The sequence below is a fragment of the Streptomyces lydicus genome (genome assembly GCF_004125265.1).
GTDB lineage: Bacteria > Actinomycetota > Actinomycetes > Streptomycetales > Streptomycetaceae > Streptomyces > Streptomyces lydicus_C.
Genome location: NZ_RDTE01000003.1, coordinates 6918813 through 6938258, shown reverse-complemented (window position 1 = coordinate 6938258; position 19446 = coordinate 6918813). Strand labels below are relative to the sequence as shown.

17 protein-coding genes are annotated in these 19446 nt (G+C 70.7%); 8 read left to right on the top strand and 9 right to left on the bottom strand.

What is annotated here, in order from left to right; all coding sequences use genetic code 11:
- Positions 1–53: 53 nt before the first annotated feature.
- The gene (gene sufB / locus D9V36_RS33015; RefSeq protein WP_129296988.1) at positions 54–1475 is read right to left on the bottom strand and encodes a Fe-S cluster assembly protein SufB; all 1422 of its coding nucleotides are present in this window, start codon (positions 1473–1475) and stop codon (positions 54–56) included.
- Positions 1472–2332 (bottom strand): helix-turn-helix transcriptional regulator, encoded by an 861-nt coding sequence (locus tag D9V36_RS33010; protein ID WP_129296987.1) that lies wholly within the window; start codon positions 2330–2332, stop codon positions 1472–1474. The genes sufB and D9V36_RS33010 overlap by 4 nt, the downstream gene beginning before the upstream one ends.
- 286 nt (positions 2333–2618) lie before the next feature.
- Here D9V36_RS33010 and D9V36_RS33005 point away from each other — a divergent pair, with 286 nt between their 5' ends.
- From D9V36_RS33005 to D9V36_RS32995, 3 genes are all read left to right on the top strand, one after another.
- Positions 2619–3581 (top strand): ABC transporter ATP-binding protein, encoded by a 963-nt coding sequence (locus D9V36_RS33005; protein WP_129296986.1) that lies wholly within the window; start codon positions 2619–2621, stop codon positions 3579–3581.
- Positions 3578–4396: an ABC transporter permease gene (locus D9V36_RS33000; RefSeq protein WP_129296985.1), complete on the top strand. Its 819-nt coding sequence runs from the start codon at positions 3578–3580 to the stop codon at positions 4394–4396. Before D9V36_RS33005 ends, D9V36_RS33000 begins: the two co-directional genes overlap by 4 nt.
- Positions 4397–4496: 100 nt before the next feature.
- Positions 4497–5489 (top strand): COX15/CtaA family protein, encoded by a 993-nt coding sequence (locus D9V36_RS32995; RefSeq protein ID WP_129296984.1) that lies wholly within the window; start codon positions 4497–4499, stop codon positions 5487–5489.
- Here the strand turns inward: D9V36_RS32995 and D9V36_RS32990 are convergent.
- From D9V36_RS32990 to D9V36_RS32980, 3 genes are all read right to left on the bottom strand, one after another.
- The gene (locus tag D9V36_RS32990) at positions 5462–6508 is read right to left on the bottom strand and encodes an amidohydrolase (protein ID WP_129298849.1); all 1047 of its coding nucleotides are present in this window, start codon (positions 6506–6508) and stop codon (positions 5462–5464) included. The genes D9V36_RS32995 and D9V36_RS32990 overlap by 28 nt on opposite strands.
- A 137-nt stretch (positions 6509–6645) precedes the next feature.
- On the bottom strand, positions 6646–7029 hold the full coding sequence (locus D9V36_RS32985; protein WP_129296983.1) for a hypothetical protein: 384 nt from the start codon (positions 7027–7029) through the stop codon (positions 6646–6648).
- Positions 7030–7052: 23 nt separating this feature from the next.
- Positions 7053–8009, bottom strand: a complete 957-nt coding sequence (locus D9V36_RS32980) for a heme o synthase (RefSeq protein WP_129298848.1) — start codon at positions 8007–8009, stop codon at positions 7053–7055.
- 452 nt (positions 8010–8461) lie between these two features.
- Between D9V36_RS32980 and tkt the strand changes: the two genes are divergently transcribed.
- Genes tkt through pgl form a run of 5 tightly spaced genes read left to right on the top strand, consistent with a single transcriptional unit; the run spans position 8462 to position 15093 of the window.
- The gene (gene tkt / locus D9V36_RS32975; protein WP_129296982.1) at positions 8462–10564 is read left to right on the top strand and encodes a transketolase; all 2103 of its coding nucleotides are present in this window, start codon (positions 8462–8464) and stop codon (positions 10562–10564) included.
- A gap of 37 nt (positions 10565–10601) precedes the next feature.
- A complete protein-coding gene (gene tal / locus D9V36_RS32970) occupies positions 10602–11720 on the top strand; it encodes a transaldolase (RefSeq protein WP_129296981.1) in 1119 nt (372 codons plus the stop codon).
- Positions 11721–11726: 6 nt separating this feature from the next.
- Positions 11727–13259, top strand: a complete 1533-nt coding sequence (zwf, locus tag D9V36_RS32965) for a glucose-6-phosphate dehydrogenase (RefSeq protein WP_129296980.1) — start codon at positions 11727–11729, stop codon at positions 13257–13259.
- On the top strand, positions 13256–14314 hold the full coding sequence (gene opcA, locus D9V36_RS32960; RefSeq protein WP_129296979.1) for a glucose-6-phosphate dehydrogenase assembly protein OpcA: 1059 nt from the start codon (positions 13256–13258) through the stop codon (positions 14312–14314). Before zwf ends, opcA begins: the two co-directional genes overlap by 4 nt.
- On the top strand, positions 14311–15093 hold the full coding sequence (pgl, locus tag D9V36_RS32955; RefSeq protein WP_129296978.1) for a 6-phosphogluconolactonase: 783 nt from the start codon (positions 14311–14313) through the stop codon (positions 15091–15093). The genes opcA and pgl overlap by 4 nt, the downstream gene beginning before the upstream one ends.
- Positions 15094–15292: 199 nt before the next feature.
- On the opposite strand, the gene pgi is transcribed toward pgl, so the two are convergent.
- The 4 genes from pgi to secG all read right to left on the bottom strand — a co-directional run bounded on the left by pgi (position 15293) and on the right by secG (position 19399).
- On the bottom strand, positions 15293–16945 hold the full coding sequence (gene pgi / locus D9V36_RS32950; RefSeq protein WP_129298847.1) for a glucose-6-phosphate isomerase: 1653 nt from the start codon (positions 16943–16945) through the stop codon (positions 15293–15295).
- 129 nt (positions 16946–17074) lie between these two features.
- Positions 17075–18355: an MFS transporter gene (locus D9V36_RS32945; protein ID WP_129296977.1), complete on the bottom strand. Its 1281-nt coding sequence runs from the start codon at positions 18353–18355 to the stop codon at positions 17075–17077.
- A gap of 316 nt (positions 18356–18671) precedes the next feature.
- Positions 18672–19007: an RNA polymerase-binding protein RbpA gene (locus D9V36_RS32940; RefSeq protein ID WP_006606296.1), complete on the bottom strand. Its 336-nt coding sequence runs from the start codon at positions 19005–19007 to the stop codon at positions 18672–18674.
- A 155-nt stretch (positions 19008–19162) separates the two neighbouring features.
- Positions 19163–19399 carry a preprotein translocase subunit SecG gene (gene secG / locus D9V36_RS32935; protein WP_042161713.1) on the bottom strand — a complete coding sequence of 79 codons (237 nt, stop codon included), beginning with the start codon at positions 19397–19399 and terminating at the stop codon, positions 19163–19165.
- Positions 19400–19446 lie beyond the last annotated feature (47 nt).

The window sequence follows — 19446 nt, the reverse complement described above, 5'->3', positions numbered from 1 at the left end:
TTTCTTGAAGAGGACGCTGCCTCGTGAATCCGTTGCTGCCTGGTGGCCGGCCGTCAGCCGACCGCGCCTTCCATCTGCAGCTCGATCAGCCGGTTCAGCTCCAGCGCGTACTCCATCGGCAGCTCACGGGCGATCGGCTCGACGAAGCCGCGCACGATCATCGCCATGGCCTCGAACTCCGTCAGGCCGCGGGCCATCAGGTAGAAGAGCTGGTCCTCGCTGACCTTGGAGACGGTCGCCTCGTGGCCCATGGAGACGTCGTCCTCGCGGACGTCGACGTAGGGGTAGGTGTCCGAGCGCGAGATGGTGTCCACCAGGAGGGCGTCACACAGCACGTTGGACTTGGAGCCCGCGGCACCCTCGCCGATCTCGACCAGACCGCGGTAGGAGGTCCGGCCGCCGCCTCGCGCCACCGACTTGGAGACGATGTTGGAGGAGGTGTTCGGCGCCATGTGGACCATCTTGGAACCGGCGTCCTGGTGCTGGCCCTCGCCCGCGAAGGCGATGGACAGGGTCTCGCCCTTGGCGTGCTCGCCCATGAGGTAGACCGCCGGGTACTTCATCGTCACCTTGGAGCCGAGGTTGCCGTCGACCCACTCCATGGTCGCGCCCTCGTAGGCGACGGCGCGCTTGGTCACCAGGTTGTAGACATTGTTCGACCAGTTCTGGATGGTCGTGTAGCGGCAGCGGCCGCCCTTCTTCACGATGATCTCGACGACCGCGGAGTGCAGCGAGTCCGACTTGTAGATCGGCGCCGTGCAGCCCTCGACGTAGTGGACGTAGGCGTCCTCGTCGACGATGATCAGCGTCCGCTCGAACTGGCCCATGTTCTCGGTGTTGATCCGGAAGTAGGCCTGCAGCGGGATGTCGACGTGGACACCCTTGGGGACGTAGATGAACGAGCCGCCGGACCACACCGCGGTGTTCAGCGACGCGAACTTGTTGTCGCCGACCGGGATGACCGTGCCGAAGTACTCCTGGAAGAGCTCCGGGTGCTCCTTGAGCGCGGTGTCGGTGTCCAGGAACAGGACGCCCTGCTCCTCCAGGTCCTCACGGATCTGGTGGTAGACGACCTCGGACTCGTACTGGGCCGCGACACCGGCGACCAGGCGCTGCTTCTCCGCCTCGGGGATGCCGAGCTTGTCGTAGGTGTTCTTGATGTCCTCGGGCAGGTCCTCCCAGGAGGCGGCCTGCTGCTCCGTGGAGCGGACGAAGTACTTGATGTTGTCGAAGTCGATGCCCGACAGGTCCGAGCCCCAGTTCGGCATGGGCTTCTTGTCGAACAGCTTCAGGCCCTTGAGGCGGAGCTTGAGCATCCACTCCGGCTCGTTCTTCTTCGCCGAGATGTCGCGGACGACGGCCTCGGAGAGACCGCGCTTCGCGGAAGCGCCGGCCACGTCGGAGTCGGCCCAGCCGTATTCGTACTTGCCCAGGCCCTCGAGCTCGGGGTGAGCAGTCTCCGTGGGGAGCGTCATGCGGGGTTCCTCCCGGCCGTGCTTGCAGATGCTGTGGTGGTCTTGCTGGTGCGTGCGGTGCTGTGCGCGGCCTTGCCGGCACCGGCCTTCGGGACGAAGGTCGTGCACACCCCGTCGCCGTGGGCGATGGTGGCGAGCCGCTGTACGTGGGTCCCGAGCAAACGGGAGAAGACCTCGGTCTCCGCCTCGCACAGCTGCGGGTACTGCTCGGCGACATGGGCGACCGGGCAGTGGTGCTGGCAGAGCTGCTCACCGAGCTGGGGATTGGGGGCGCTGCGCGCCGTAGCAGCGTACCCGTCCGCGGTCAATGCCTTCGCCAGGGCCTCGGTACGGGCCTGTGGCTCCGCGCTCTCGACCGCCTTGCGGTAGCCCTCGGCCTGGGCGGCGAACCGCGCGCGGGCGAATGCCGCTACGGCGGCCTCGCCCTGCTCGCCGCCTCCCGCGCTCTGCGCGATCCAGCGCAGCGCATCGGAGGCGAGCTGGTCGTAGGCCTGGTCGAAGGCGTCCCGCCCGCAGTCGGTGAGGGCGAAGGACTTCGCCGGGCGGCCGCGGCCACGCGCGCCGTAGACCCGCTTCTCACGGGGCTCGACGACACCTTCGGCGGCCAGCGCGTCCAGATGCCGGCGCACCGCGGCCTGGGTCAGCCGCAGCCGCAGGGCCAGCTCGGCCGCGGTGGACGGACCGTGGTCGAGGATGGAGCGGGCGACCCGGTTGCGGGTGCCCTGCGCTTCGTCGTGCGGCGCCGGGGCGGGCGCGGCGTCCGGCGCGCGCTGCTCAGCCTGCTCGGGCGCGGAGGCGGCCGGCCCTGCGGTCGGGTCGACCGCGGGCCCTTCCTGATCCTCGCTCGCGTATTTCACAACGTCATTGTTGCGTAATTCGCCGAAGCGATACAAGCCTCGTCCGGATCACGGACGGGTGGCCTCTATCACTTAGGCTGCCCTAAATTCAAGTACCTTCCGCGCCCCGAAGCGCCGCCGACCTGCGACAGGGCGGTCCCACCCGGTGGGGCGCACCGGGGCGCGCGGAGCGGTGAAACCGGCAGGGCCGCACACCGCCGTTCGCGTACCCGGGCGCGGAAAAGCACGGAAAAGCACCGACGCCCCCGTTGAAGAGCCCCCCGCCACTCTCCGTAGACTGCCCGCCATGCCCAGCACCTCCCCGGGGGGCGCCCCCCGGCCCCCCGGACGAGAGCCTGCCGTCGAGATCGTCGGCCTGGTCAAGCGATACGGGACCAAGACCGCCGTGGACGGCCTCGACCTGACCGTCGCACGCGGCGCGGTGACCGCCGTGCTCGGCCCGAACGGCGCCGGCAAGACCACCACGGTCGAGACCTGCGAGGGCTACCGCCGCCCGGACGCCGGCCGGGTCCGGGTCCTGGGTCTGGACCCGGTCGCCGAGGCCGCCGCGCTGCGGCCGCGGATCGGCGTGATGCTGCAGTCCGGCGGCGTCTACGCGGGCGCCAAGGCGGAGGAGATGCTGCGGCACACCGCCACCCTGCACGCCCACCCCCTCGACGTCGGCGGGCTCATCGACCGGCTCGGCCTGGGCAGCTGCGGCCGGACGCCCTACCGGCGGCTGTCCGGCGGCCAGCAGCAGCGCCTCGCACTGGCGATGGCCGTGGTCGGCCGCCCCGAACTCGTCTTCCTCGACGAGCCGACGGCCGGCCTCGACCCGCAGGCCCGGCACGCCACCTGGGACCTCGTACGGGAGCTGCGCGCCGACGGCGTCAGCACCGTGCTGACCACCCACTTCATGGACGAGGCCGAGCAGCTGGCCGACGATGTCGCGATCATCGACGGCGGCCGGGTGATCGCCCAGGGCACCCCGGACGAGCTGTGCCGCGGCGGCGCCGAGAACAGCCTGCGCTTCACCGGCCGCCCCGGCCTCGACATCGCCTCGCTCCTCAAGGCGCTGCCCGCCGACAGCGCCGCCACCGAACCGGCCTCCGGCGTCTACCGCGTCCACGGCAAGGTCAACCCGCAGCTGCTGGCCACCGTCGCCTCCTGGTGCGCCCAGAACGGCGTGATGCCCGACGCGATAGCCGTCGAGCGGCACACCCTGGAGGACGTCTTCTTGGAACTGACCGGCAAGGAGCTGCGCGCATGACCGCCCTGGAGGCCGGAAACGGCACCGCCGCCGGCACCGGTACGTTCACCCCGCGGCCCGGTGCCGCCCCGCTGCCCCGGATGATCCGCGCACAGGCGGCCCTGGAGACCAGGATGCTGCTGCGTAACGGCGAGCAGCTGCTGCTGACCGTCATCATCCCGACGCTGCTGCTGGTGCTGTTCTCCGCCGTCGACATCATCGCGGTGCCCACCGACACGGCCGGCGGCAAGGGCAGCTCCGTGGACTTCCTGGCGCCCGGCATCCTGGCGCTCGCCGTGCTGTCGACCGCCTTCACCGGCCAGGCCATCGCGACCGGCTTCGAACGGCGCTACGGCGTGCTCAAGCGGCTGGCCGTCTCGCCGCTGCCGCGCTGGGGGCTGATGACCGCCAAGACCTGCGCGGTGCTGGTCACCGAGGTGCTGCAGACCGCGCTGCTGACGGCCGTGGCCCTGGCGCTGGGCTGGTCGCCGCACGGCAACCCGCTCTCGGTGGTGCTGCTGCTCCTGCTGGGCACGGCCGCCTTCTCGGGCCTGGGCCTGCTGATGGCCAGCACGCTCAAGGCGGAGGCCACCCTCGCGGCGGCCAACCTGGTGTTCCTGCTGCTGCTGGTCGGCGGCGGCGTGATCGTCCCGCTGGACAAGTTCCCCGAGGCCGCACAGAGCGTGCTCGGACTGCTGCCGATCGCCGCGCTGTCCGACGGACTGCGCGGCGTCCTCCAGCACGGCGCCCAGATCCCCTGGCGGGACCTGGGCATCCTGGCGGTCTGGTCGGTGCTGGGACTGGGCACGGCGGCCCGCTTCTTCCGCTGGGAGTGAGCCGCCGGGCGGCCGTGCCGCCGAGTGGTCCCGGCCCGGTCCGCCACCCGGCACGACCCCTCGTGAAAACTTGCACAAGGACCCGCCTACGATGTCTCCCGTGCCGAAAACGCTGAATCCCCTCGAGCTGATCGCCCGCCGCTGGCAGCCGTCCGCCGCCTTCGTGCGACGGGCCGCGCTGGCCACCGTCGTGATGGCCGTGATCATCGTCGTCACCGGGGGCGCCGTCCGGCTCTCCCAGTCCGGACTGGGCTGCTCGACCTGGCCCAAGTGCACGCCGGACAGCCTCACCCCGACCGCCGCGATGGGCATCAACGGGATCATCGAGTTCAGCAACCGCATGCTGACCGATGTGCTGTGCGTGGTCGTCGGAGTGTTCATCATCGCCGCCCGCGCCCGCCACCCCCGGCGCCGCTCGCTCACCCGCCTGGGCTGGGCGCAGTTCTGGCTCGTCATGACCAACGCCGTCGTCGGCGGCATCACGGTCCTCACCGGCCTGAACCCGTACATCGTCAGCTCGCACTTCCTGGCGGCCACCGGCCTGCTCACGGTCGCCGTGCTGAGCTGGCTGCGCGCCTGCGAGGGCGACGGGACACCGCGCGAGCTGGTCGCCCGTCCGGTGCGGCAGCTGGCCTGGCTGCTGGTGGGGGCGACCGGCGCGCTCACCGTCATCGGCACGGTCGTCACCGGCACGGGCCCGCACGCGGGTGACGCCAGGAAGGTGCACCGCATCCCGCTGGACTGGCAGGAGATCACCCAGCTCCATGTCGACTTCGTCTACATCGTCGTCGGCCTGGCCGTCGCCCTGTGGTTCACCCTGCGGGCCGTCAAGGCCCCGGCCGCCCCGCGCCGGAAGGTCCTGGAACTGCTCGCCTGCCTCGGCCTGCAGGGCGTCATCGGCTACGTCCAGTACTTCATGGGCCTGCCCGAGATCGTCATCGGCTTCCACATGCTGGGGTCGGCCCTGGTGTGGCTCTGTGTGCTGCGGGTCTGCCTGTCCTTGCGCGACCGCGGTCCCCTGGAGGACTCCGACGTGCCCGCGGACGGGCACGAGGCACCGGAACCTCAGCCGGCCGCCGCGCTCAGCCGGTAGATCCGGCGCGCGGTCCCCGACCCGACCATCTCGGTGATCCGGCGCCCTTCCTCGGCGCCGCACAGCCCCTCGTCGGCCCACTCCCGTACGAGGCGGCCCATGGCCCGCAGGAAGCACCGGGCGCCGGTCACATAGAGCTCGGGCAGCCCGCGGGCGCCCGAGGAGAAGAGCAGCTTGCCGAACGGCGCCCGGTCGAGCGTGTCCGCGGGGCGGGGCCCGGCGTCGGCGTACACATGGGCGTGCACCGCGGCGAGTTCCGCCGCCCGCCGGTGGTGCGGCGCCCGCGGCAGCAGGACGAGAGCCGAGCCGATGCCGGTCGTGGCGCGCAGGAAGGCCGCCAGCGGCCGCGGATCGGGGCAGTGCAGCTGCACCGGGAGACCCGTCGCCACCGCGCTCCACAACAGGTGCCGTACGAGCACGGGCTCCCCCAGCCGCTCCCCAGGACGGCGGCCGCGCAGCCAGCGGTCCGCGGCGCGCCGTACCTCTCCCGCTTCAGGCGCGTGCCCGTCGCAGTGGGTGGCCCCGGAGGCGAAGGCAGTGGCGTGCTGGGCCGCGCCGTAGAGGGCCTCGGCGGTGTAGCCGAGGAAGGAGTCGACGCTGCCGGAGGTGTCGGCGACCTGCTCGGCGAGCGGTTCGAGCCGGACGACCTCGTGGGCCCCGGCTTCGGCGGCCGTGGCGAGTTCACCGGCCGAGGTCAGGGCATCGGGGGTGCCGGCCTCCAGCAGGAAGGTGCCGATGCCCGAGCCGCGCAGCAGCAGACGGCCGGCCCGGTAGGCGCCGACCTCGCGCCTGCGGGCCAGGTAGCGGGCGGGCGGGCACCGGGGTTCCAGGCCGAGCAGCGGCGGGCACCAGCGGCGTATCGCAAGGCCCGTGAAGCTGTCGAAGTAGCTGGTGCCCGCGGGGGCCGGGCCGTGCGCACCGGCCGCGGCGGCGAGGTGGGTCTCGAAGGAGCCGAGACCGAGCTCACCGTGCACCGCGCCGTGGCTGTGCTGATCGATGAGCGGCGGAAGGCCGTCCATCCGCTCCTCCTCGCCGTAGGCCCGCCGGGCGCGGCCCGAGCGCCGCACCTGGTGGGCTTAACGGGCGAGGAGGTGGTGAGGTAGCGGGCTCCGCTTCCGGCGTGCGCTCCGGCGCACGGCGCGCGGGCGCCGGGCCGTCAGCCGTTGGACGGGCCGCCCACCTGGATGCCCGCCATCCGGGACCACTCGTAGCGGCCGGTACGGACCCTGGCGGCGAGGTCGCCGTCGAAGTCGTCGAGGAGCGTGAGGCCGGCCTTGTCGGCGGCGTCCTTGGCGGAGCCGAAGGTGTCCGCGACGAGGTTGCCCCACTCGCCGTCGGCCCCGACGAGTGCGATCCGGGTGCGGCCCCGGCCGATGTGCGCGAGCTGGCCCTCGGCGCTGCCGCCGTGCGTGGCGGCGAAGGCGCGGATCTGCTTGGCGAGCCGGTCGGCGTGCTTGCCGGCCTTCTTGTCGGTGCGTGCCGCGGCCTTCACACCGGCCGCCGTCTCCGTCTGCTCGTCCGCCTGCTGGGTGTCTGCCATACCGACATGCTACCCATCGGTAATCAACGAAGGAAGGGATCCACGGCGACGGCGACGAACAGCAGCGACACATAGGTGATGGACCAGTGGAACAGCCGCATCTCCTTGAGCTTGGCGCCCGTGATCCCGGCCTTGGCGCGGGACTGCAGACCGTGCGCCTCCTTGAGCCAGAAGGCGCCGCAGACGACCGCGACGGCGGTGTAGAACCAGCCCGTGTAGCCCAGCGGCTGCAGCAGCAGCGAGACGGCCACCATCACCCAGCTGTAGGCGACGATCTGGCGCGCGACGACCTTGTTGCCCGCGACGGCCGGCAGCATCGGCACCCCGACGCGCTCGTAGTCGTCCTTGACCTTCATCGACAGCGGCCAGTAATGCGGCGGCGTCCAGAAGAAGATGACGAGGAAGAGGATGAACGAGGCCCAGGAGACGGAGTTCGTCACCGACGACCAGCCGATGAAGACCGGCATACAGCCCGCGATGCCGCCCCAGACGATGTTCTGGGAGGTCCGCCGCTTGAGGATCATCGTGTAGACGACGACATAGAAAAGCAGCGCACCGAGCGACAGCATCGCCGACAGCGGGTTGACGAGGAACCAGAACAGGGCCGTGGAGCCCACCGCGAGCGCGGTCGCGAAGACCAGGCATTCGCGGGGGCTCACCATGCCCGTGACCAGCGGCCGCTGGGCCGTACGGTCCATCAGCGCGTCGATGTCGCGGTCGAGGTACATGTTGAACGCGGCGGCGCCGCCGGCGGAGAGATATCCGCCGACGCAGGTCACCAGCACCAGCGTCAGGTCCGGCACACCCTTGGCCGCCAGGAACATCACCGGCACCGTGGTCATCAGCAGCAGCTCGATGACCCGCGGCTTGGTCAGCGCCACGAACGCCTTGACGCGGGCCCCGAGCGGCCGATGGCCAGGACTCCCGGGGACCGGAGAAAGCGCCCCCACAGGACGGGATTCGACGGCCGTCACGCACACCCCTGGAAGTAACATCAGCGGCCTCTGCCGCGGAAGAGATAAGGCCTGCAAGCCCGTCCGGCCGTGAATACCCGGTGAAGGGCTTGCGCGTACCACGCCACTTTAGACGTTGGCCATAAGGCGATCTTCGCGGGGGTGGGGTCGTGTTGGACGTCGGGGCACGGGGCACCGCCGTATCTATTGGCCGGTGGCCACCCGGCGTTCGGGAGGCGAACGCGACCGCCGCCCGGCAGTCTGGTGCGTAGGGCCGTCGCCTCGGTGCCGGGAATGCCCCCGGTGGTGAGGTGGTTGCCCAAAGCGACAAGCCACCGTGACACCTACGCACCGACTGAGCGCCGAAAACACCGACTGAGCGTCGAAAAGACGCACGCACTTGCGGGGGTAGGCTCGACACCGCCTGGCGGACATACCGTCCGCGGCATTCGACATGTGGAGAGGAGCCCTGACTCAGGGTGAGCACCAAGCCGACCACCACAGACCTCGAGTGGACCGAACTGGATCAGCGGGCAGTGGATACGGTCCGTGTCCTGGCCATGGATTCCGTGCAGAAGGTCGGTAACGGCCATCCGGGTACGGCCATGAGCCTGGCTCCGGCCGCCTATCTTCTCTTCCAGAAGCTGCTGCGGCACGACCCGGCGGACGCGAACTGGACCGGACGCGACCGGTTCGTCCTCTCCGCCGGCCACTCCAGCCTGACCCTCTACATCCAGCTCTACCTCGCCGGTTACGGCCTGGAGCTGGACGATCTGAAGGCGTTCCGCACCTGGGACTCGAAGACCCCGGGCCACCCCGAGTACGGCCACACCACCGGCGTGGAGACCACCACCGGCCCGCTGGGCCAGGGTGTCGCCAACGCGGTGGGCATGGCGATGGCCGCCCGCTACGAGCGCGGTCTGTTCGACCCGGAGGCGCCCGAGGGCAGCTCGCCCTTCGACCACCACATCTACGCCATCGCCGGTGACGGCTGCCTGCAGGAGGGCATCTCCGCCGAGGCCTCCTCGCTCGCGGGCCACCAGAAGCTCGGCAACCTCATCATGCTGTGGGACGACAACCACATCTCGATCGAGGGCGACACCGAGACCGCGGTCTCGGAGGACACCTGCAAGCGCTACGAGGCCTACGGCTGGCACGTGCAGCGGGTGGCCCCGAAGGCGAACGGCGACCTGGACCCCGAGGCGCTGTACCACGCCATCGAGGCGGCCAAGGCCGAGACCGGGCGCCCGTCGTTCATCGCGATGCGCTCGATCATCGCCTGGCCGGCCCCCAACGCCCAGAACACCGAGGCCGCGCACGGCTCGGCGCTGGGCGAGGAGGAGGTCGCGGCCACCAAGCGGGTCCTCGGCTTCGACCCGGAGAAGTCCTTCGAGGTCCCCGAGGAGGTGCTGGCACACACCCGCGCCGCCCTCGACCGCGGCCGTGACCTGGAGAAGGAGTGGGGCAAGAGGTTCGCCGACTGGCGCACCACGAACCCCGGACACGCCGCGGAGTTCGACCGGGTCGCCGCGGGCGAGCTGCCCGCGGGCTGGGAGGACCACCTCCCCTCGTTCGAGACCGGCAAGGCCGTGGCCACCCGCGCCGCGTCCGGCAAGGTGCTGCACGCGCTCGGTGCGGTCATCCCCGAGCTGTGGGGCGGCTCCGCCGACCTCGCGGGCTCGAACAACACCACGATCGACAAGACCTCGTCGTTCCTGCCCGAGGGCAACCCGCTGCCGGGCGCGAACCCGTACGGCCGCACGATCCACTTCGGTATCCGTGAGCACTCCATGGCCGCGGAGATGAACGGCATCACGCTGCACGGCAACACCCGGGTCTACGGCGGCACCTTCCTGGTGTTCTCCGACTACATGCGCAACGCCGTCCGGCTGTCCGCGCTGATGCACCTGCCGGTGACGTACGTGTGGACGCACGACTCCATCGGCCTGGGCGAGGACGGCCCGACCCACCAGCCGGTCGAGCACCTGGCCTCGCTGCGCGCCATCCCGAACCTGAACCTCGTCCGTCCGGCCGACGCCAACGAGACCGCCATCGCCTGGCGCGAGATCCTCAAGCGCTGGACGAAGGAGTACGGCGTCGGGGCCCCGCACGGCCTCGCGCTGACCCGTCAGGGCGTGCCGACGTACCCGGCCGACGAGAACACCGCCAAGGGCGGTTACATCCGGTTCGAGGCCGAGGACGCCGACGGCAAGACCGTCACGCCGCAGGTCGTGCTGATCGGTACCGGCTCCGAGCTGCAGCTCGCCGTCGAAGCGCGCGAGCAGCTGCAGGCCGAGGGCGTGCCCACCCGCGTGGTGTCGATGCCGTCGGTCGAGTGGTTCGACCAGCAGGACCAGGCCTACCGCGACAGCGTGCTCCCGCCGTCCGTCAGGGCCCGGGTCGCCGTCGAGGCCGGCATCGGTCTGACCTGGCACCGCTTCGTCGGTGACGCCGGGCGCATCGTGTCCCTGGAGCACTTCGGTGCCTCGGCCGATGCCAAGACCCTGTTCCGCGAGTTCGGCTTCACCGCCGACGCGGTCGCCTCCGCCGCCCGCGAATCGGTCGAAGCCGCCGCGCGCTGACGACGCCCGCACACGACAAGTAGGAGATGCAGAACCCATGACAGACGCACTCAAGCGCCTCTCCGACGAAGGCGTCGCGATCTGGCTGGACGACCTGTCGCGCAAGCGCATCACGTCCGGCAACCTCGCCGAGCTGATCGACCAGCAGCATGTCGTCGGTGTCACGACGAACCCGTCGATCTTCCAGAAGGCGATCTCCTCGGGCGACGGCTACGAGCAGCAGCTCGCCGACCTCGCCGCCCGCAAGGTCACCGTCGAGGAAGCCATCCGCATGATCACGACGGCGGACGTCCGCGACGCCGCCGACATCCTGCGCCCGGTCTTCGACGCCACCGGCGGCCAGGACGGCCGGGTCTCCATCGAGGTGGACCCGCGCCTGGCGCACCACACCGTCCCGACCATCGCCGAGGCCAAGCAGCTGGCCTGGCTGGTGGACCGCCCCAACACGCTGATCAAGATCCCGGCCACCAAGGCGGGTCTCCCGGCGATCACCGAGGTCATCGGCCTGGGCATCAGCGTCAATGTCACCCTGATCTTCTCGCTGGAGCGCTACCGCGAGGTCATGGACGCCTACCTGGCGGGCCTGGAGAAGGCCAAGGCCGCGGGCCTGGACCTGTCCCTGATCCGCTCGGTCGCGTCGTTCTTCGTGTCCCGGGTGGACACCGAGATCGACAAGCGCCTGGAGAAGCTGGGCACGGACGAGGCCAAGGCCCTCAAGGGCAAGGCCGCGCTGGCCAACGCCCGGCTGGCCTACCAGGCGTACGAGGAGGTCTTCTCCTCCGAGCGCTGGGCCGCCCTGGACAAGGCCGGCGCCAACAAGCAGCGTCCGCTGTGGGCCTCGACCGGCGTCAAGGACCCGGCCTACAAGGACACCCTGTACGTCGACGACCTGGTCGCCCCGGGCACGGTCAACACCATGCCGGAGGCCACCCTGGAGGCCACCGCCGACCACGGCCGGATCACCGGTGACACCGTGCGCGCCGGCTACGCGGCCGCCAAGGCCGACCTGGCGGCGACCGAAAAGCTCGGGATCTCGTACGACGAGGTCGTACAGGTCCTGGAGGACGAGGGCGTGGAGAAGTTCGAGGCGTCCTGGAACGACCTGCTCAAGTCCACGGAGGCGGAGCTCAAGCGCCTCGCTCCCTCGGAGGGCTGATCTCTCTTGTCTGATGCACACGGAGCCAACCCGCTTCGTGACGCCCTGGACCGACGGCTCCCGCGTATCGCGGGGCCGTCGGGCCTGGTGATCTTTGGCGTCACGGGCGATTTGTCCCGTAAAAAGCTGATGCCCGCCGTCTACGACCTGGCCAACCGCGGTCTGCTGCCGCCGGGTTTCTCGCTCGTCGGGTTCGCCCGCCGGGAGTGGGAACACGAGGACTTCGCGCAGGAGGTGTACGCGGCGGTCAAGGAGCACTCCCGTACGCCGTTCCGCGAAGAGGTCTGGCAGCAGCTGGTCCAGGGCTGCCGCTTCGTCCAGGGCAACTTCGACGACGACGAGGCCTTCGAGACGCTGAAGGAGACGATAAGCGAGCTCGACAAGGCCCAGGGCACCGGCGGCAACTTCGCCTTCTACCTGTCCGTACCGCCGAAGTTCTTCCCCCAGGTCGTCCAGCAGCTGAAGAAGCACGGGCTGGCCGACCAGAAGGAGGACTCCTGGCGGCGCGCGGTCATCGAGAAGCCCTTCGGGCACAACCTGGAGAGCGCCCAGGAGCTCAACCGGATCGTCCACGAGGTCTTCCCGCCCCACGAGGTCTTCCGGATCGACCACTACCTGGGCAAGGAGACGGTCCAGAACATCCTGGCGCTGCGGTTCGCCAACACGATGTTCGAGCCGCTGTGGAACCGCAGCTATGTCGACCACGTCCAGATCACGATGGCCGAGGACATCGGCATCGGCGGCCGGGCCGGCTACTACGACGGCATCGGCGCCGCCCGTGACGTCATCCAGAACCACCTCCTCCAGCTGCTCGCGCTGACCACCATGGAGGAGCCCGCCTCCTTCGAGGCGGATGCGCTGGTCGCGGAGAAGACCAAGGTGCTGGGCGCGGTCCGGCTGCCCAAGGACCTCGGCAAGGAGACGGTCCGCGCGCAGTACGCGGAGGGCTGGCAGGGCGGCGAGAAGGCCGTCGGCTACCTCCAGGAAGACGGCATCGACCCCAAGTCGAAGACCGACACCTATGCCGCGATCAAGCTGTCGATCGACAACCGCCGCTGGGCGGGCGTCCCCTTCTACCTGCGCACCGGCAAGCGCCTGGGCCGCCGCGTCACCGAGATCGCGGTGGTCTTCCAGCGCGCCCCGCACTCCCCCTTCGACCGCACCGCCACCGAGGAGCTGGGGCAGAACGCCCTGGTCATCCGGGTGCAGCCGGACGAGGGCGTGACCGTCAGGTTCGGCTCCAAGGTCCCGGGCACCTCGATGGAGGTACGGGACGTGTCGATGGACTTCGCCTACGGCGAGTCCTTCACGGAGTCCAGCCCCGAGGCCTACGAGCGGCTGATCCTCGATGTGCTGCTCGGCGACGCCAACCTCTTCCCGCGTGTGGAGGAGGTGGAGCAGTCCTGGCGGATCCTCGACCCGATCGAGGAGTACTGGGACAAGCACGGCAGGCCCGCGCAGTACCCGGCGGGCAGCTGGGGCCCCGCCGAGGCGGACGAAATGCTCGCACGAGACGGACGGAGCTGGCGTCGGCCATGAAGATCGATTTGACGGAAACCACGTCCAGCAAGATCAACAAGGCGCTGGTCGAGGGACGCCGCGCGATCGGCACCCCGGCCATAGGCATGGTGCTCACCCTCGTCATCGTCACCGACGAGGAGAACGCCTACGACGCGCTGAAGGCGGCCAACGACGCGTCCCGTGAGCACCCCTCGCGCACCCTCGTCGTCATCAAGCGGGTCAGCCGGTCGCCGCGCGACCGCGCCAAGGCCCGCCTCGACGCCGAGGTCCGGCTCGGCACGGACGCCGGCACCGGCGAGACGGTGATACTCCGGCTCTACGGCGATGTGATCGACCACGCCCAGTCGGTGGTGCTCCCGCTGCTGCTGCCGGACGCGCCGGTCGTGGTCTGGTGGGCGGTGAACGCCCCGCTGGACCCGGCCAAGGACCCGCTCGGCGCGCTGGCCCAGCGCCGGGTGACCGATGCCTACGCCGCCGAGCAGCCCATCGAGGAACTGGCGGCGCGCGCGGACACCTACACCCCGGGTGACACCGATCTGGCCTGGGCCCGCATCACGCCCTGGCGCTCGATGCTGGCGGCGGCGCTCGACCAGGCACCCTGCACGGTGACCTCGGCCGAGGTCACCGGCGAGGAGTTCAACCCCAGCTGTGAGCTGCTCGCCATGTGGCTGGCCGACCGGCTGCAGGTCCCGGTCACCCGCAAGGTGTCCGACGGCCCGGGTCTGACGGCCGCACGGATGGAGTCCGGCACCGGTGCGATCGTGCTGGACCGCCCGGACGGTTCGCTGGCCACGCTCTCGATCCACGGCCAGCCCGACCGTGCGGTGGCGCTCAAGCGGCGGGACACCGCCGAGCTGCTGGCGGAGGAGCTGCGCCGGCTCGACCCGGACGAGATCTACGCCGATGCCCTGAAATACGGCGTGGACCGGCTCGCCGACACCGCCGGCGGGCAGCCGTCGGCCGGGGAGGCGAAGGCCGGGGAGCCGAAGACCGGGGAGCCGGAGGCCGGCAAGGACGCTCCGGCCAAGCCCGCGGCGAAGAAGGCGGCCAACAAGAAGGCAGCCGCCAAGTGAGCGCTCCACAGGTCGTCGTCCACCGCGACAAGGAGCTGATGGCCAAGGCCGCGGCGGCCCGGCTGATCACGAAGATCGTGGATGCGCAGGCCGCCCGCGGTTTCGCCTCCGTGGTCCTGACCGGCGGGCGCAACGGCAACGGGCTGCTCGCGGCCCTCGCCGAGGCGCCCGCCCGCGACGCCGTGGACTGGTCCCGGCTCGACCTGTGGTGGGGCGACGAGCGGTTCCTCCCGGACGGCGATCCGGAGCGCAACCACACCCAGGCCCGGCAGGTGCTGCTGGACAGCGTCCCGCTGGACCCGGCCCGGGTGCACCCCATGCCCCCGTCGGACGGTCCGTACGGCAAGGACGCCGACGCCGCCGCCGAGGCGTATGCGGCCGAACTGGCCGCCGCGGCAGGCCCCGAGGACCACGGGCCGGTGCCCTCCTTCGACGTCCTGCTGCTGGGCGTCGGCCCGGACACCCATGTGGCCTCGCTCTTCCCCGAGCTGCCTGCCGTCTACGAGCAGGAGCGGACGGTGGTGGGGGTACACGGCGCACCCAAGCCGCCGCCCACCCGTACCTCGCTGACCCTGCCCGCGATCCGCGCGGCGCGGGAGGTCTGGCTGCTGGCGGCCGGTGAGGACAAGGCCAACGCCGCGGCGATCGCCCTCTCCGGCGCCGGGGAGGTCCAGGCTCCGGCGGCCGGTGCACGCGGCCGCAGCCGGACCCTGTGGCTGCTGGACGAGGCGGCGGCGGCACAACTGCCGCGCGGCCTCTACCCGCCGGCGTCGGCCTGAACGCCGCAGCAGGAGCCGATACCGAAGGCCCCGCGCCCTGAGGGAGATGTCGTTGGTACCAACGGCATCCCCTGGAGGGCTCGGGGCCTTCGGCGTCACCGTGGTCAGCGGGCGACACTGCCGGTGATCCCGGCCGTGTCAGTGATCGGCGAGATCGCCGGTGACCCCGGTGCCCCGGTGCCCCCGGCGACCCCGGTGATCAACGTCCGCGCAGCTCCCGGTACTTGGTGACCAGGCCGGCCGTGGAGGCGCCGAGACCCGGCACCTCGGCGCCGTCCGTCAGGGCCGGTTCGACGCGCTTGGCCAGGACCTTGCCCAACTCCACGCCCCACTGGTCGAAGGAGTCGATGTGCCAGACCGCGCCCTGGACGAACACCTTGTGCTCGTAGAGCGCGATCAACTGGCCCAGCACGGACGGGCTGAGTTCACCGGCCAGGATGGTGGTGGTGGGCCGGTTGCCCGGGAAGGTCTTGTGCGGCACCAGTTCCTCGGCCACGCCCTCGGCACGCACCTCCTCCGGCGTCTTGCCGAACGCCAGCGCCTGGCCCTGGGCGAACAGGTTGGCCATCAGCAGGTCGTGCTGGGCGACCAGGCCCGGCTGCAGATCGTCGACCGGCCGGGCGAAGCCGATGAAGTCGGCCGGGATCATCTTCGTGCCCTGGTGGAGCAGCTGGTAGTAGGCATGCTGGCCGTTCGTGCCGGGGGTGCCCCAGACGACGGGGCCGGTCTGCCAGCCGACCCGATGGCCCTCGCGGTCCACGGACTTGCCGTTGGACTCCATGTCCAGCTGCTGCAGATAGGCGGTGAACTTGGAGAGGTAGTGGCTGTAGGGCAGCACGGCATGCGACTGCGCGTCCCAGAAGTTGCCGTACCAGATGCCGAGCAGGCCCAGCAGCAGCGGGGCGTTCTCCTCCGGCGGGGCGCTGCGGAAGTGCTCGTCGACGAGGTGGAAGCCGGCCAGCATCTCGCGGAAGCACTCCGGGCCGATCGCGACCATCAGCGACAGGCCGATGGCGGAGTCGTAGGAGTAGCGGCCGCCGACCCAGTCCCAGAACTCGAACATGTTGTCCGTGTCGATACCGAACTCCGCGACCTTCCCGGCGTTGGTCGACACCGCCACGAAGTGCTTGGCGACGGCCTCTGTCCCGGCACCGAGGCCGGTCAGCAGCCAGTCGCGGGCCGAGGTGGCGTTGGTGATGGTCTCGATGGTGGTGAAGGTCTTCGAGGCGACGATGAACAGCGTCTCGGCCGGGTCCAGATCGCGGACCGCCTCGTGCAGATCGGCGCCGTCCACATTGGAGACGAAGCGGAACTGCATGTCCCGGTGGGTGAAGGCGCGCAGCGCCTCGTACGCCATCGCCGGGCCCAGGTCCGAGCCGCCGATACCGATGTTGACGACGGTCTTGATCCTCTTGCCGGTGTGGCCCTTCCAGTCGCCGGAGCGGATCCGGTCGGCGAAGGTGCCCATCCTCGTCAGGACGTGGTGCACCCCGGGGACGACGTTCTCGCCGTCGCTCTTGATGGCCTCGGAGGCAGGGGCGCGCAGCGCGACATGCAGCACGGAGCGCCGCTCGGTGATGTTGATCTTCTCCCCGCGGAACATCGCGTCCCGCAGCTCGGCCACGCCCCGCGCCGCGGCCAGGTCGCGCAGCAGCCCCAGCGTCTCGTCGGTGACCAGATGCTTGGAGTAGTCCAGGTGCAGATCGCCGACCTGGAGGGTGTAGCGCTCGGCGCGCCCCGGGTCCCGCTCGAACAGCTCGCGCAGATGCACCTGCGCCATCTGCTCCCGGTGCTTGCTCAGCGCGGTCCACTCAGGCAACTGATCGAGCCTGCTGCGGCCTTCTGCGTTCATCTCGGACATCAGCCTTCTTCTTCTCGTACCGGCCCCGCCGTCTCCCAACCTAATTGATCAGCGCGCGATGGGGGCACCTCCCACTCGAGCGAAGCCGAGAGTGGGGGAAGGGAGCCGTCCGCCGCCGGGCTAGGGGGTGTCGGGGGCCTGAAGAACAGGTATCAGCGCAACCGCGCCCAGGGCCAGCAGCCCGGCGGCCAGCAGCGCCGGGCTGCGGGGACCGTACAGCCCGGCGACCGCGCCGCCGAGCAGCGCGCCGAGCGGCGTCCCGGCGACGGAGACCGTACGGAAGGCGGCGCTGATCCTGCCGAGCATCCCGGCCGGGCTGCGCCGTTGTACGACGGTGGCCTCCAAGACGTTGATCACCATGGAGGCGAAGCCGAACAGGCCCAGGAAGACGGCCGCGGCCGCCGCTGAGCGCAGCGTCCCGAGACCCACCAGCACCACGGTCTGGAGCACTCCGGCGACCAGCAGGGCACGGCCGCCGCCCCCGGCCGCGGCGATCGCCCGCCGTGCGAGGAGGCCGCCCAGCACCATCCCGATGCCGTACCCGGTCGTCACTGCCGCATAGCCGAAATCCCCGGCACCCAGCCACCTCTTGACGACCACCACCAGGGTCGCGATCAGGGCGCCGAGGCCGATATTGCCCAGCGCCACCGACAGGCACAGGGCACGCAGCACCCGGTCGCGCCACAACCGCCGTATCCCCTCGGCGATGTCGTGCCGCAGGGTGCGTCCCGCGACGGCCGGACGAGCGGCCGGCGGGCCGGTGCGCAGGGAAGCGACGAGAGCGGCCGCAAGGAAGTAGGTGACCGCGTCGGCCAGGAAGGGGAGCGCGGCGCCGAGCGCGATGAGCACCGGAGCGAACGGCCCGCCGACGAAGCGTCCCGACACCTCCTGACAGGTCATCAGGCGCGCGTTGGCCAGGCCCAGTTTCTCCTGGGGCACCACTGCGGGCAGCAGGGCCGTGGCGGCGTTGTCGAAGAGCGTCTGAAGGGTGGTCAGCGCGAAGGAAAGGGCGAGCAGCAGCCCGATGCTCACCCGGTCGAGCGCCACCGCGAGGGCGAAGCCGGCCATCAGCAGCCCGCGCAGCACATCGACCGCCCACATCGCCCGCCGCTGGTCCACACGGTCGGCCACCGCGCCGCCCAACAGCCCGAAAAGCAGCCAGGGAACGAAGCCGCAGGCGGTGACGAGCGAGATCAACAGCGGGGAACCGGTCAGGCTGTAGGCGAGCAACGGCAGCGCCGTACCGCGCAGGGCATCACCGAAGCGGGAAACGGCGGCGGCGCCGCATAACCGGCCGAAGCCACCACCCCGGATGAGCCCGCCGGCTCCTGCCGCACGGTCCCTCTCCGCGCTCTTCCCCGTCCCCGTGCCCGCCGCCGCGCCTGCCTTTTTGCGTGCCATCCCGCCCCGTCCCCCGTCCACCTCGTGCGCTTCGTGCGCCTACGAAAACAGTACGGGCGACCACTGACAGCGACCCTCGGGCAACTGCCCCCTCCACTGCCTCAGATGTGCCCGGCAGGGCCGATGCGGCAGGCAACAGGTACGGCAGGTGACAGGTACGGCAGGCCGCAGAGCGGACGCGGAACGGCCGCGGAACGGCCGCGGAACGGATGCGCGACGGGCGAGGCCCGCGACGGCGTACCAACGCGGTCGGCCCGGCCGGAGGGGGTGTGTGGTCCCCTCCGGCCGGGCCGACCGAGATGAGCTGGCAGATCCGTCAGATTTCGCCGCGGAGCTTGGCAAGCGCCTCCGCGAGGATCGCCTCACCGTCGGCGTCGCTGCGGCGCTCCCGGACGTAGGCGAGGTGGGTCTTGTAGGGCTCGGTGCGCGGCGGGTCCGGGGGGCTGTCCCGGTCCTTGCCTGCCGGGAAACCACAGCGCGGGCAGTCCCAGGTGTCCGGAACCTGCGCGTCGCCGGCGAAGCTGGGCTGCGTCTCGTGCCCGTTGGAGCACCAGAAGGAGATGCGGGTACGCGGCGCGGACTCGCCGCGCTCGGCCTCCCCCATCGGCCCCGCCCCGACCCGACTTCCTCGGATCGCGTTGCCACTTGCCACGGTCGTAACTCCCTGCGTCATGGTGCTGCACAGCCTCTCGCAGCAGCTGGGCTGCGGAACGCCCCAGTCTACGTAAGGCCCAACGCGCGTCCAGTGGCTGGAGTTACCCGTCCGAGGACGCCTGCCTCATGATAGGCCGCGCCTCCGACGCATTGTCAGTTGCTGAGCTTCATCAGGATGCCGAGCACAACGATGCAGGCGAACCACAGCAGACCGATCACGATGGTGATGCGGTCGAGGTTGCGCTCGGCGACCGAGGAGCCACCGACCGAGGACTGCATGCCGCCACCGAACATGTCGGACAGGCCGCCGCCCTTTCCCTTGTGCATGAGCACCAGCATCATCAGCAGCAGGCTGAAGACGATGAGGGCGATCGAGAACCCGATGACCACGGCTGGACCAACTCTCTAGGACTGACGGACGGAGGTATGGATCACGA

Coding starts and splice junctions, on each gene's coding strand:
- tal (WP_129296981.1), top strand. CDS start 10,602: ATGACAGACGCACTCAAGCGCCTCTCCGACGAAGGCGTCGCGATCTGG.
- pgi (WP_129298847.1), bottom strand. CDS start 16,945: ATGAACGCAGAAGGCCGCAGCAGGCTCGATCAGTTGCCTGAGTGGACC.
- sufB (WP_129296988.1), bottom strand. CDS start 1,475: ATGACGCTCCCCACGGAGACTGCTCACCCCGAGCTCGAGGGCCTGGGC.
- D9V36_RS32945 (WP_129296977.1), bottom strand. CDS start 18,355: ATGGCACGCAAAAAGGCAGGCGCGGCGGCGGGCACGGGGACGGGGAAG.
- D9V36_RS33005 (WP_129296986.1), top strand. CDS start 2,619: ATGCCCAGCACCTCCCCGGGGGGCGCCCCCCGGCCCCCCGGACGAGAG.
- D9V36_RS32990 (WP_129298849.1), bottom strand. CDS start 6,508: ATGGACGGCCTTCCGCCGCTCATCGATCAGCACAGCCACGGCGCGGTG.
- opcA (WP_129296979.1), top strand. CDS start 13,256: ATGAAGATCGATTTGACGGAAACCACGTCCAGCAAGATCAACAAGGCG.
- D9V36_RS33000 (WP_129296985.1), top strand. CDS start 3,578: ATGACCGCCCTGGAGGCCGGAAACGGCACCGCCGCCGGCACCGGTACG.
- D9V36_RS32985 (WP_129296983.1), bottom strand. CDS start 7,029: ATGGCAGACACCCAGCAGGCGGACGAGCAGACGGAGACGGCGGCCGGT.